The sequence below is a fragment of the Chryseobacterium carnipullorum genome, from assembly GCF_003815695.1.
Taxonomy (GTDB): domain Bacteria; phylum Bacteroidota; class Bacteroidia; order Flavobacteriales; family Weeksellaceae; genus Chryseobacterium; species Chryseobacterium carnipullorum.
In genome coordinates this window covers 1225773-1238192 of sequence record NZ_CP033920.1, presented here as the reverse complement: position 1 = coordinate 1238192, position 12420 = coordinate 1225773, and the positions used below count along the sequence as shown (strand labels likewise).

Here is a 12420-nt window from a genome sequence, read left to right as displayed (position 1 = left end):
ATTTATTACCGACTTCGACTATCTTCTTGAGACTGCAAATATTTCTCCTGAATGGAATGTACCCATTATTTTTACACCACAAGTTCTTCACGCAAGATTTTTGGAAGATGGCAGTCACCAGCTGGGAGCAACTGCAATTGATGCTGCCACAACAGCTAATTATATGGTACATACCTGGCAGACTAATGGACTGAAAACGAAAGCTTATCTAAATGGATCGATTGATTTACTTCCGAAAAAATATTTTAATGCTAATGAAGCCTATGAAATTGGAATCGAACCTTTTGGCTTTGGAAGTACATTGGGAACTTTAATGCTTCAAAATGATTCAGGACAGTTTGCAATGTTCTTATGGCAGAGGGATATAGATACTAATCTTAATAAAGGATATTTTAAGCAGGTTGTAAATGATCTTGGAGTTACAGTTGGTCATGATAATGGAGAAATTACCATTACAAATGGCAACACAGGACAATGGCTTAAAGCAGAATTGAAAGTATAAATAATTGAAAGGGAGTGTATTATAAACTCCCTTTTTTCTTAAACATTAAATACCAAACAAAAAAACCGTGAACATACATTCACGGTTTTAAAAATATCTTAGAGAAGATTATTTTTTGCTTTTTGTTTTCTTAGGAAGTTCGGTTGTTCCTGAATTTTTAGTCTTTGTATCAGGAGGCGTGTTTTCTCCTCTTACAAGCTTTAATTCGTCGATCAGTCTTCTTGCTCCTGCATATTTGTCAATCGTCCAAAGAACGAAACGTACATCTACGTTGATCGTTTTCTGCCAGTCTTGTTCAAATACGATATCACCGCTCAATGCTTCACTGTTTCCGTCGAATGCAATACCGATAAGGTTTCCGTCTCCGTCAATAACAGGAGAACCAGAGTTACCACCCGTAATATCATTGTTAGAAAGGAAGTTCACAGGCATATATCCTGCAGCATCAGCATACTGTCCGAAATCTTTAAGGTTATAAAGATCGATCACTCTTTGTGGAAGGTCGAATTCTTCATCACCTTTCTTGTATTTTTCTACAAGACCGGTCATATCAGTATAGTAGTTATCCGTAACACCGAAGTAATTTCTGTCTTGTCTAACCGGAAGTTTATCTACAGTTCCATAGGTTAATCTCATCGTAGAGTTAGCATCCGGATAGAATTTTTTCTCAGGCATAGCTTTCATTAATCCAGCTAAGAACAGACGGTTGTTTTTGTTGAAGTTGTCATCAACTTTCGCATATCTTTCTGTGCTCATTTTTTGATCAGCAACGATTCCGTTGGCAATTTTCCAAAGTGGATCAGCATCAAGCTTTAATGGATCAGGATTCAGTAAGAAATTCGTAGCAGAAGTCTTATTGGCAAAGATTGAAGAATAAGCTACATTAGAAAGCGTCTTCGCATCCAATCCTAAAATAGTAGCAGATGCCACTTCTTTATTCGTTACTCTTGTCTGATAAAGATTGGCCATTGAAGCAAGCATTTCTCCTTCAAGAGATGGGTTGAAGTTTTCGTAAGCGGCTTTAAGAGCAGCTTCAGTTTTTGCTTTCATAGCAAGTCTTCCCTGCATATCCTGAGCAGAGTATGCCTTAAGTACAGACCCTACCTGTAAAGCAAGTGTAATATATTTTGCATTTCTTGAGAACTGTGAAGCATAGTTTCTTTCAACATTTCTTTCAGAAACCTGCTTGTAATAAGCTTCAATATCTTCTAAAATACCATCATAAGCAGTGTTACCCGGCATTACAGACCATTTTCTGTAGGTATCCTCGATTTTTTGTTTATCAGAGATTGTTCCGTTTTTATCTACCGCATCGATAGTTCCCTGTCTGTTTTTCCAGTAGTTCGCTACAGAAGCATATTGAGAAGCATAGTTAAGCTGAGTTGCTTTATCCTTGTCCATATACTTTTTCATTACGTCCATAGCAAGTTTAGACGCTTCTACCCAGGCCGGATAGTCTTTGTTCACCATCTGCTGAATACCGTAAGAAGTAAGGTAACGGTTAGTTCTTCCGGGATATCCCAAGATCATAGAGAAATCTCCAGGTTTGATCCCTTTAAGAGAAACCGGAAGGAAGTGCTTAGGCTTCAATGGAACGTTGCTCGGAGCAAATTCTGCAGGGTTTCCTGCTGCATCTCCATAAACTCTGAATACAGTGAAGTCAGCCGTATGTCTTGGCCATTCCCAGTTATCTGTATCACCACCGAATTTACCTAATGATGAAGGCGGTGCACCTACCAATCTGATATCTTTGTAATCCTGATACACGAAATAGTAAAATTCATTTCCATTGAAGAAATCTCTTACCACTACTGTATATTTTCCGTTTTCAGAGTTTTCCGTCTGGATCGCCTTTGTTTCGGCATCAATCACAGCTTTTCTCTCTGCTCCGGTCATATTGTTGTTTAGCTTAGAATTGATTCTCTGGGTAGCATCATCCATTCTAACTAAAAATCTTACATAAAGATCTTTCGCATTAAATTCATCTTTCTGCTTCATAGCCCAGAATCCATTCTTCAGATAATCTTTTTCCGGAGTAGAAGCGGCAGCCACAGCACCATAACCACAGTGGTGGTTCGTGAAAATAAGTCCTTTGTCAGAAACAATTTCCCCGGTACAGAAACCTCCAAAGCTTACGATGGCATCCTTTAAACTTGAATTGTTGACCGAATAAATTTCTTCAGGCGTCAAATGCAGTCCTTCTTTTTGCATGTCGACCCCGTTAAGTCTTTTGATGAGCATTAACAGCCACATCCCCTCATCCGCCCTCATCTGAGCAAAGCCCAATAAGAAAGTGAACAGTAGAAATAGTCTTTTCATTTTATAAAATAATTTTTGTGTCGCTAATTTACTAATTTTTACGATATTCTATCCCGGAATGGTACGAAAATGGAAGGATAATGCACATGAAAAAAATACGCCTGTCTTTTTTTGCCATTTTGCTTTTAGGAGCCGTTGTCAGCTGCTCTTCAGTTCCGGAAAAAAATCCAGCCCTTCAAAGGCAGTGGATGCTCATTTCTTTCAAAAATTTCTCCAAGGAAGAGTTGGTTAAAAATAAAGCAGAAATCAACCTCACAGGAACTATGGAAAAAGGAAAGATTCGGGGAGGAGCAAATATGGGATGTAACAGTATATTCTTTACTTCCGAATTTAAAAGCGGGGGAAAAGTAAAAATATCCGGGGTAGGCAGCACATTAAAAGCCTGCCAGAATATGGAACTTGAAACCGCCTTCAGTCAGAAATTTGATGAAATGACCAATTATTCTATCGAAGGCCATTTTCTTACCCTGTCGGATGATAGCGGAAATTCTATGAAATTTGTTGCTGCAGACTGGGATTGATTTTCAGTTATTCAAATCTAAACATATACAAAGTTCGCACTCGGCAGACTTTCATATAAAGAATATCGATAAGCTTAATCTGAAAAACAGGATTGCCTTATTTTTTTAATACAGTTTTCACCAGGAAGTGCATTGAAGCAATCACCTTTCTCTTTCATTTCGAAAAAGTTGAAGACTTTCTGTATTGAGTGGTGTAAACGCTCTGTTTTAAGAGGCTTTGTGATAAAATCCAGTGCATCCGTTTCAAACACTTCTGCGGCCAATTCCGGACGGGAGCTTACGAATATACAGACAGGGATTTTATGTGCCTGTTTTCTGAATTCCAGACCGCCCATGCCATTAAATTTCGTCTCACAGATGAGAAGGTCAATGGGAAATTCAAGGTAAGGAATTGCTTTTTCGGCCGAATCAAAAAACGCAACAATCTCATCAATGATCATGTATTTAATATGAGTGATCATATGTTGAATGGTTAAATTTTTATAAAATTTATACTTTTTAATGTTTATTATTCGTAAATCTTCTTTATGGGATTGTTGTTTTTATACAAAAGAAAAATGTTGTCAACTTAAATTAACATTAAAAAATAAAGAAGATTAAAAAATGATTTTGTTTTTTTTTCTAAAATTGGTATCTTGTGAAAATCACAAACATAGACAGAAATTAATGCTAGATAAGAAAGAACATAATTACGAGAAAGCCATTTTGGTGGGCGTTATTACCCAAAATCAGGATGAAGATAAGCTTACGGAATATATGGATGAATTGGAGTTTTTGGCCTTTACAGCAGGGGCAACGGTTCAAAAACGTTTTACACAAAAATTAACTCAGCCGGATTCCAAAACCTTTATAGGAAGCGGAAAAGCACAGGAAATAAAAGAATATGTAAAGGAGAATGAGATCGGAACCATTATTTTTGATGACGAATTGTCTCCTTCCCAGCTTAAAAATCTTGAAAAAGAAATAGAAGTAAAAATTCTGGACAGAACCAATCTTATTCTTGATATTTTCGCCCAGAGAGCCCAGACTTCTTACGCGAGAACTCAGGTAGAACTGGCACAATACCAATATCTTTTACCCCGTCTGACAAGAATGTGGACTCACCTGGAGCGTCAGAAAGGGGGAATCGGGATGAGAGGTCCCGGAGAAACAGAGATTGAAACTGACCGTCGTATTATTCGTGACAGAATTTCCCTGTTAAAAGACAAGCTGAAAGTCATTGATAAGCAGATGGCTACACAGCGAAATAACCGTGGGAAAGTAGTGCGTGCTGCTTTGGTAGGATATACCAATGTGGGAAAATCTACGTTGATGAATGCCCTTTCCAAATCTGACGTTTTTGCAGAAAATAAACTCTTTGCGACCTTAGATACAACGGTAAGAAAAGTGGTCATTGGAAATTTACCATTTTTGCTTACAGATACGGTAGGATTCATCAGAAAACTTCCTACACAGCTTGTAGAATCCTTTAAATCTACTTTGGATGAGGTCCGTGAAGCAGATCTGCTTATTCACGTAGTCGATATTTCCCATGAAAGCTTTGAAGATCAGGTAGAATCGGTTAATAATACTTTAATGGAAATCAATGCTCATCAAAAACCGATGATCATGGTTTTCAATAAAATTGATGGTTTCAGCTACGACAAAAAAGATGACGATGATCTTACGCCTTCTACAAAAAAGAATGTTTCTTTAGAGGAATGGAAGAAGACCTGGATGGGTAAATCTAAATATCCAACTGTTTTCATCTCTGCTTTAACGAAAGAAAACTTCCCGGAAATGAAGAAAATGATTTATGATGAGGTTATGAAGATCCATATCTCCAGATTCCCATACAATGATTTCCTTTTCGAATATTTCGACAACGACGAGGAAGAAGAAAACAACAACGATTAATGAAATATCACTTTTTCCTGTTATTCGTTTTATTTTCGGTTTTTGGGTTCAGTCAGAAATCAAAGATCGATTTAAAAAACATTGAAAAAAGTCTTAAAAATCCGGATTCTCCCTACAATTATGAGAAACTGATTTTTAAATACAAAGGATATCCAAAATCCCTGGACAGTATTGAAGCCCAGTATTTATATTACGGCAGAAATTTCAGGGATGATAAAGTTTCGACGATTGATGATAATTTCAAGAGTCTTGCAAATGTTTTTAAGGAAAGCAATTTTGAAGAATGCATCAGGCAGGGTAAAATTCTGTATGATAAAGACCCTACCAACCTGGATATCCTTCTTATCCTGCTCAGAGCATATGATTCCCAGAAAGACGGAAACAATTTCATGCATCATCTGAGCCAGTTTCGTTCCCTGACGGATGGAATAAAGAACTCCGGAGACGGCGCCTCTGAAAAAACGGCCTACCTCGTCAATTCGGTAGGTGATGAATATATCCTTCTAAATATTCTGAATATCGGGAAAGATTATACCAGAGGATCAAAAGTGGCCAAAGACGGCATGTTCGATATCTGGGACAAAGACGGACGTAAACTATATATTAAAATACTTTATTTAGACCTATAAAAAATCAATTAAAAAAGACACTTAGTGGAGTTATATTATTCATTTTCAGCCTTAATAGTATTAGCATCGATTTTTGCCTATCTGAATTACAGATTTCTGAAACTACCGAGTACAATCGGGATCATGGTGATTGCCATTGTCGTTTCGATTTTTCTGGTCATGTTTGGAGAAGCAGTACTTCCGCGTACTTTCGGGCATCTTAATAAATTAATGAACAGTATAGACTTCACGGAAGTTCTGATGGGCGCCATGCTTAATTTTCTTCTCTTTGCGGGAGGAATCCATATTAATATCAATGATCTCAAGGAGCAGTTCAGACCAGTGCTTATATTTTCCACTGCAGGAGTGGTGATTTCCACATTTATAGTAGGATTCGGAATGTTTTATCTCTTGCCCTTTTTAGGAATTCAGCTTCCGTTTATCTACTGTCTGGTTTTTGGAGCACTTATTTCTCCTACCGATCCTGTTGCTGTTTTGAGTATTCTTAAACAGGCCAATGTTTCCAAATCACTGGAAACGAAAGTAGCAGGTGAGTCTCTGTTCAACGATGGTATGGCGGTCGTGGTATTTACGGTCGTGTTACAGCTTGCAATAGGAAAAGAAGTGGATCTGGGGGTTGAAAGCATAGGACTTCTTCTCATGAAAGAAGCCGGCGGAGGTATTCTGCTTGGTGTTGTATTGGGGTGGATTACTTCCAGGCTGATGCGTGAAGTGGATGATTATATTATTTCCGTTTTGGTAACCCTTTCTGTGGTAATGGGAGGATATCTTATTGCCAGACAGATGCATATTTCTGGACCATTGACAATGGTAGCTGCAGGTTTATTTATGGGTAATTTTAATGTCAGATTTAAAATGAAGTCTGTCACACAGGATTATCTGATCAAATTCTGGGAACTGATTGACGAAATTCTGAATGCCGTATTGTTCCTGTTTATCGGGTTTGAGCTATTAATGATCAAAGATCTGAAGCACTTTATGGTTCCTGGACTATTAGCTATAGCCGTGGTTTTATTTGCCCGTTTGATTTCGATCTGGGTGCCTGCAAGATTCATGTCATTGAGAACGAGATTCAGTCCGCAGACGATAAAAGTTCTGGTCTGGGGGGGAATCCGGGGTGGAGTTTCCATTGCTTTGGCCATGTCTATTCCTAAAAGTGAATACAGTGAAATCATTTTAAGTATTACGTATTGTGTGGTCGTATTCTCTATTATTGTTCAGGGACTTACGATTGCTAAAGTAGCCAATCCGAAAGCGATTGCGAAAGAAGAGGAGGCGCAGGAAGCAGTTGTTCTGGATGAGAATGCTTAATAAGAGATCATTTATCACTGCTTAAAATTTATTTACATTCGATAAATTAATTGAGATCCCATGAGTGCTATTATCAAAGAAATCCAGGAAGCCCTGGCTGTATTGTCCATTCGTGAAAAAGCTGAATTCTTTCCAAAGTTCTTTAAAACAGGAAAAGGGGAATATGGCGAAGGCGATCTGTTTTTAGGCGTAAAAGTTCCGGATCAGAGATCGGTTGCCAAAGAATATTACTCCAAAATAAGCTTGCAGGATTTAAGCATTCTGCTGTCTTCAAAATATCACGAACATAGGTTGACAGCACTTTTTATGCTGATTTCAAAGTTTGAAAAAACAAAGGATCAGGCAGTGAAAGAGGAGGTTGTGAAGTTTTACCTGGATCATCTTTCCTATGTAAATAACTGGGATTTGGTAGATTCTACCTGCTATAAAATCTTAGGAAGATATGCCTATGAAAATACGAAAGAGGAGCTATTGAGGGACCTTTCAGATTCTGAAGATATGTGGCATAAGAGAATTGCTGTGGTCGGTACAATGCATTATGTAAAGAAAGGATCTTTTGAACTGACAAAAGAATTCGTGACTAAAAACCTGAAACATCCACACGATCTGATGCACAAAGCCAATGGATGGCTGCTTCGGGAAATGGGACAGAAAAAAGAAACAGAGCTTATCAGTTTTTTAAATAAACATTATCATGAGATGCCCAGAACCTGTCTGAGATATGCCATCGAAAAGCTTGATGAAGAAGTAAGACAGGATTATCTGAAGGGAAGAATCTGAAAAAATAGTTGTTTTCAGTGAAATAACAGAGTCCATAAAGTATTTTCAAACGGAATTAAGTAGTTTTGTGTTTTAAAATTCAATTATGAAAAATTTCCTGAAGCTGTTTGCGGTAATTCTTCCTTTATTATTGCTGACCAGCTGTTTTGATATTTTGGATAAAGTGAATGTTAAAGCAGATGGAACTGGTGAGTACACCATTATTCTTAATGCCAGCAAGAGCAAAACCAGATTGGCTTCTATCTCTAAAATGGAGACCATTAATGGTAAAAAAGTTCCCAAAAAATCTGAAATTGAAAATAAGATCAATGAAGCAGCCCGAATTTTTAAAGCAACACCGGGAATCAGTAATGTAAAAACTTCAATGGATTTTGATAATTATATCATCAAACTAAGCTGTAATTTTAAGCAGATTGAAAATATCAACGCCGGACTTGAACAACTGAAGGCAAAACATATCCTTGGCAAAATGATTCCTACACAGATTTACAGTCAGAGCATTCAAAAGAAATCATTGACCAGAAACAAGGTGAATACTTTTAAGGCAGATTACGATAAGATGGGGAAGGCAGACCGAGAAGTCTTCAATGATGCAAAATATACCTCCATCATGCAGTTTGAAAATACGGTGAAATCTCAAACCAACAGCTCTTATGTATTGGCTCCGAATAAAAAAGCAGTAAAGCTGGAAGCGAATATTTTAGACCTTATTTTTCAAAAAAAACAATTACAAAACACAATATTATTTCAATAAATTCTAACACTCAACCATGAAATCTATACTTTTAAAAACACAAACAACTGCTTTCATACTTTTTGGTTTTATGCTTGTTTTTGCACAAAAAAGCATGAAACTTCCTGTGGATGCCGTCTTTTACATGGAAATCAACGGCAAGCAGCTGAATCAGAAAATCAATTGGCAAAAGCTTAATCCGTTGTTGCATGAATTAAGTAAAAAAAGCAAAGAAAAATCCTCGTGGAATGACTATTCAAAAACGGGAATTAAATATGATGCGACACAATATCATTATGCCAGTTTTAATGACTCTATACAAACCTATACCACTCATTTTATTGTAGACAACAAAGAGAAATTTCAGGAATTCATCAATTCTACCAAGAAAAAAGGATTGGAAATTTCTAAGAAAAAGAACTATTCTTTTGTGGATATAGATGATAATATCTTTGTGGCCTGGAACAATGACCGTGCTGTTTTGAGTATGGTGAACTATACCAAGCCTTATAAAGATATCTGGGCTGATGCAGCTGTAGACAGTGTAGCCACTGTTGCTGACAGTGCTGCCGTAGTGGTGGACAGTGCAAACGTTATAGAGCCGGAAAAACCCTTTAATTATAAAGAAGAAATCATAAACCTGAAGGATGAGATCAAATATTTAAAAGATAACATCAAAGAAAATAATAAGGAAATCACCAGAATTCAGAAAGACATCAAATACCTGGAAAAGAATCATAAATATCCGAAGGAAAATGTAGATACCCAGCATTCCGATGGTGAAGCTGAAGTTTATCCGAAAGAAGACGAATATGCAGAAGCTGAAGTAGATACAGCATATCAGAAGGAACTGGACTCTATGAGTATCGAAAACTTCAAAATTGTAAAGAAGATAGCTGAGGACCGTTTCGATCAGTATTTCAGTTCAAACCTTGAACTTGAAGTTCCAAAAGCAATGCTCAATTTCAGAGATCCCAATTCTGATGCTTTCGTTTACACAGATTACGGAAGAATGGTCAATGATGGAATCTATGGAAAAATGATGAAGCAATTTCAATTTGGACAGTTTTTCAGAAATGCCTATGATTCCAATTCGTACTACAATTTATACTTCGACAAAGACAAGGTAAAGCTGGTCAATAATTATCAGCATAAAAATTCTGAGATCCAGAAAACGATTTCATCCGTTTACAAAGGCAGGAAAAATAAAAAGCTGGCAGAGCTGATTAATGAAAAAAGCATTGGGTACTACGTAATGAATGTCAATGGAGCAAAATCCTTTGATATGATGTACAGCCTCCTACAGGACACAGGAGACGGGGAATATAAAAAAGAGATGGAACTGATGATGGAAACAATGAAAATTGTTCTGGATGAAGAAGCCATTACTAAAATAGCACCGGGAAACGGAATCTTTGTTCTGAATGAATTAAAATCTAAAAAGGTAGAGTATACAGACTACGAATATGATGATGACTATAATGAAAAGGAAGTGAAGAAAACCAAAGATGTAGCTGTTCCTAATTTCACATTTGCTTTTGCAACAGAAAATGAAGGCTACTGGAACCGTGTTTTCAATGTCATGGCTACCAATAAACATTGGTCTAAGAAATTCTCAAAAATCGGAAGTTTTTACTCATTTAAGGATGAGAAAGGAGGGGGGTATATGGATCAGCTGTACATGACCGTAAAAGATGGGATTGTTTATCTGACGAGCTCTACAGACAATGTGAACCCGCAAAACCAATCTGATGTTTCTAAACAATGGGCTAAAGATTCGTCGAAATATCCATTGTCCGGAAGGCTGGATATGCAGAAACTTCTGATCGGTTTGGAAAAAGAATTCAAAACCCCTTCTGAAAGGAAAACATTGGATCTGTTCAGAAAAAATGTAGGAGAAGTCTATTTCAAGACTGAAGTAAAAGGAGAAAGCTTAGAAACAGAATTAGACTACAACATCAAGAATTCTTCGGAAAACAGCCTGATGTATTTCTTTGATCTGTTTGATGAAATTTTTAAAATTAAAGACTCTGAAAAGAAGCCTCAAATCCTGTAAATGAACAAAAAGAAACTTATTGTCCCGTTAATTCTTTTACTCGCAGCAGCGTTCTATTTTGTGTTTTTTCATAAAGAAAAAACATTAAATTTAGTCCCCAAAGATGCAGATGTTGTTGTTTTAATTGATGTGAAAAAATTGACGAGACAGTATCTTTCAAACTTGATTGCCCATCCATCAAAATGGTCGGGAAGCAAAACAAAAGATAAAAAGGAAATTTCGTTAAAAGACTCCGGAATCAAGATCCCGGATTTTTTACAGATCTTTCACCTCAAAGACACCCGATTTTCAGAGTGGTACAGTGTGGTTGAACTCAAAGACCCGCAAAAATTCTCAGCGTTTTTAAAGAGCCGTCAGTTTATCTCCAAAGGGAAAAATCTCTTCCGGAAAGACCAGCTTTTCATTAAAATAGAAGGTGAAAACGGAATCATAGGAACTTCCGCTCTGGCTTTTGACCCTATTAATAAAGTTCTCATTCAGTCTTCTGAAAAAAATACATTGAATGCAGATCAGTTGATCTCTCATAGTACGGGTAGTATTTCTTTCATTTCAGGACAGAAAATTCAAAATTTTTCAATTGAGTTGAAAGCAGATGAAATTGAGATTAAGAATACAGCAGACACCGGAATTTTAGCTTCAGTTATTGATGAAGTTCAGAAAAGAAATCACTTTTTAGCAATAGAATTAGATGCGCGTAATGTGAAAAATTATGCTAAGTTTTTAGACAAAAATCTCATCGATTCAGCGCAGATTAATTATTTTAAAGCAACAGCTGATCTGGAGCAGGTGAATGATACCATCATCAGTTATGGCTACGACGATAATTTTAACGAAATTGAGAAAAAGACCGTTCAGAAAATTATCCAGCCTAATTATATTATTGATCTTCAGAGTCAGATTCCCGAAAAAGCATGGGCATATTTTCAGCATAAAAAATGGATCAATGCCCAGAATCAATTCACAGCGATTCCTTTTCAGCCCAACCGTATTGATAAGAGCAACAAAGGACTTGTCATACAATCTACCAGAAAACCGATATCTTTATCCCCTGAACTTACAGAAAATTATATCTTCATCAAAAACAATCCGTTGCTGCTCTCTTCATTAAAGTCTTTGACGCCAGCAGAGAGAACAATACTTTCAGACATTGAATTTATATTTTACTGGAATAAGGCAGAACACTACTGGGTGAAGATCAAAGCTAAAAAGGGAAAGCTACCTTTGATTCTAAGATGGTAAAGTTCTCATAATCTAAAAAATTGATTGAGTATTCATGAGTTTATCTGAAATTGCATTACTAAAAACATTTACCCACTACTTTTTACATCTGGTTTTTCCGGTTTTTATAGCCTTGGTCTTTTTCCGCAGCCACTGGAAAAAAGCTTATCTCCTTATGCTTGCCACGATGCTGGTAGATCTTGACCATTTATTTGCCCATCCTGTTTTTGACCCCTCAAGAAACAGTATAGGGTTTCATATTTTACATTCCTATTACGCCATTGCGGTGTATTTTTTGCTGCTCTTTTTTAAAGGAAATATCAGAATTATAGCCATCGGTCTTTTGTTCCATATGCTAACGGATTTTCTGGATTTTAACCTTTGGATTCATTAAACTAAAAGGGCAGGGAGATGAAAGAGAAAAGCCTGAAATTAATATTCGGTTTCAATTTCGA

12 protein-coding genes are annotated in these 12420 nt (G+C 36.8%); 10 read left to right on the top strand and 2 right to left on the bottom strand.

Annotated elements, in window-relative coordinates:
- Positions 1-100: 100 nt before the first annotated feature.
- Positions 101-502, top strand: a complete 402-nt coding sequence (locus EG346_RS05735; protein ID WP_123877278.1) for a hypothetical protein — start codon at positions 101-103, stop codon at positions 500-502.
- Positions 503-610: 108 nt separating this feature from the next.
- Here the strand turns inward: EG346_RS05735 and EG346_RS05730 are convergent, their stop codons facing one another.
- Positions 611-2821, bottom strand: coding sequence for a S46 family peptidase (locus tag EG346_RS05730; protein WP_123877277.1), 2211 nt, complete (start codon positions 2819-2821; stop codon positions 611-613).
- A gap of 86 nt (positions 2822-2907) precedes the next feature.
- Here EG346_RS05730 and EG346_RS05725 point away from each other — a divergent pair, with 86 nt between their 5' ends.
- Complete coding sequence (locus EG346_RS05725; RefSeq protein ID WP_123877276.1) at positions 2908-3342, top strand: META domain-containing protein; 435 nt, start codon at positions 2908-2910, stop codon at positions 3340-3342.
- A gap of 74 nt (positions 3343-3416) precedes the next feature.
- Here EG346_RS05725 and EG346_RS05720 read toward each other — a convergent pair whose 3' ends face one another.
- Complete coding sequence (locus EG346_RS05720; protein WP_228426625.1) at positions 3417-3803, bottom strand: response regulator; 387 nt, start codon at positions 3801-3803, stop codon at positions 3417-3419.
- Positions 3804-4008: 205 nt separating this feature from the next.
- Between EG346_RS05720 and hflX the strand changes: the two genes are divergently transcribed.
- The 8 genes from hflX (at position 4009) to EG346_RS05680 (ending at position 12359) form a co-directional block, all read left to right on the top strand.
- Positions 4009-5238, top strand: coding sequence for a GTPase HflX (gene hflX, locus EG346_RS05715; protein ID WP_073328180.1), 1230 nt, complete (start codon positions 4009-4011; stop codon positions 5236-5238).
- Positions 5238-5867, top strand: a complete 630-nt coding sequence (locus tag EG346_RS05710) for a DUF4919 domain-containing protein (protein WP_123877275.1) — start codon at positions 5238-5240, stop codon at positions 5865-5867. Before hflX ends, EG346_RS05710 begins: the two co-directional genes overlap by 1 nt.
- Before the next feature lie 24 nt (positions 5868-5891).
- Entirely contained in the window at positions 5892-7178 is a 1287-nt protein-coding gene (locus tag EG346_RS05705; protein WP_073328176.1) for a cation:proton antiporter, read from the top strand.
- Positions 7179-7238: 60 nt separating this feature from the next.
- On the top strand, positions 7239-7958 hold the full coding sequence (locus EG346_RS05700; protein ID WP_123877274.1) for a DNA alkylation repair protein: 720 nt from the start codon (positions 7239-7241) through the stop codon (positions 7956-7958).
- An 85-nt stretch (positions 7959-8043) separates the two neighbouring features.
- Positions 8044-8712, top strand: coding sequence for a hypothetical protein (locus tag EG346_RS05695; protein WP_123877273.1), 669 nt, complete (start codon positions 8044-8046; stop codon positions 8710-8712).
- A gap of 16 nt (positions 8713-8728) precedes the next feature.
- The gene (locus EG346_RS05690) at positions 8729-10747 is read left to right on the top strand and encodes a hypothetical protein (protein ID WP_123877272.1); all 2019 of its coding nucleotides are present in this window, start codon (positions 8729-8731) and stop codon (positions 10745-10747) included.
- Positions 10748-11986 carry a hypothetical protein gene (locus EG346_RS05685; protein WP_123877271.1) on the top strand — a complete coding sequence of 413 codons (1239 nt, stop codon included), beginning with the start codon at positions 10748-10750 and terminating at the stop codon, positions 11984-11986.
- Positions 11987-12020: 34 nt separating this feature from the next.
- Entirely contained in the window at positions 12021-12359 is a 339-nt protein-coding gene (locus tag EG346_RS05680) for a DUF6122 family protein (protein WP_123877270.1), read from the top strand.
- Positions 12360-12420: the final 61 nt, after the last annotated feature.

What these genes read in the sequence shown, in the direction of transcription:
- EG346_RS05720 (WP_228426625.1), bottom strand. Translation starts at nt 3,803, where the DNA reads ATGATCACTCATATTAAATACATGATCATTGATGAGATTGTTGCGTTT.
- EG346_RS05725 (WP_123877276.1), top strand. Translation starts at nt 2,908, where the DNA reads ATGAAAAAAATACGCCTGTCTTTTTTTGCCATTTTGCTTTTAGGAGCC.
- EG346_RS05690 (WP_123877272.1), top strand. Translation starts at nt 8,729, where the DNA reads ATGAAATCTATACTTTTAAAAACACAAACAACTGCTTTCATACTTTTT.
- EG346_RS05730 (WP_123877277.1), bottom strand. Translation starts at nt 2,821, where the DNA reads ATGAAAAGACTATTTCTACTGTTCACTTTCTTATTGGGCTTTGCTCAG.
- hflX (WP_073328180.1), top strand. Translation starts at nt 4,009, where the DNA reads ATGCTAGATAAGAAAGAACATAATTACGAGAAAGCCATTTTGGTGGGC.
- EG346_RS05710 (WP_123877275.1), top strand. Translation starts at nt 5,238, where the DNA reads ATGAAATATCACTTTTTCCTGTTATTCGTTTTATTTTCGGTTTTTGGG.
- EG346_RS05680 (WP_123877270.1), top strand. Translation starts at nt 12,021, where the DNA reads ATGAGTTTATCTGAAATTGCATTACTAAAAACATTTACCCACTACTTT.
- EG346_RS05700 (WP_123877274.1), top strand. Translation starts at nt 7,239, where the DNA reads ATGAGTGCTATTATCAAAGAAATCCAGGAAGCCCTGGCTGTATTGTCC.
- EG346_RS05685 (WP_123877271.1), top strand. Translation starts at nt 10,748, where the DNA reads ATGAACAAAAAGAAACTTATTGTCCCGTTAATTCTTTTACTCGCAGCA.
- EG346_RS05695 (WP_123877273.1), top strand. Translation starts at nt 8,044, where the DNA reads ATGAAAAATTTCCTGAAGCTGTTTGCGGTAATTCTTCCTTTATTATTG.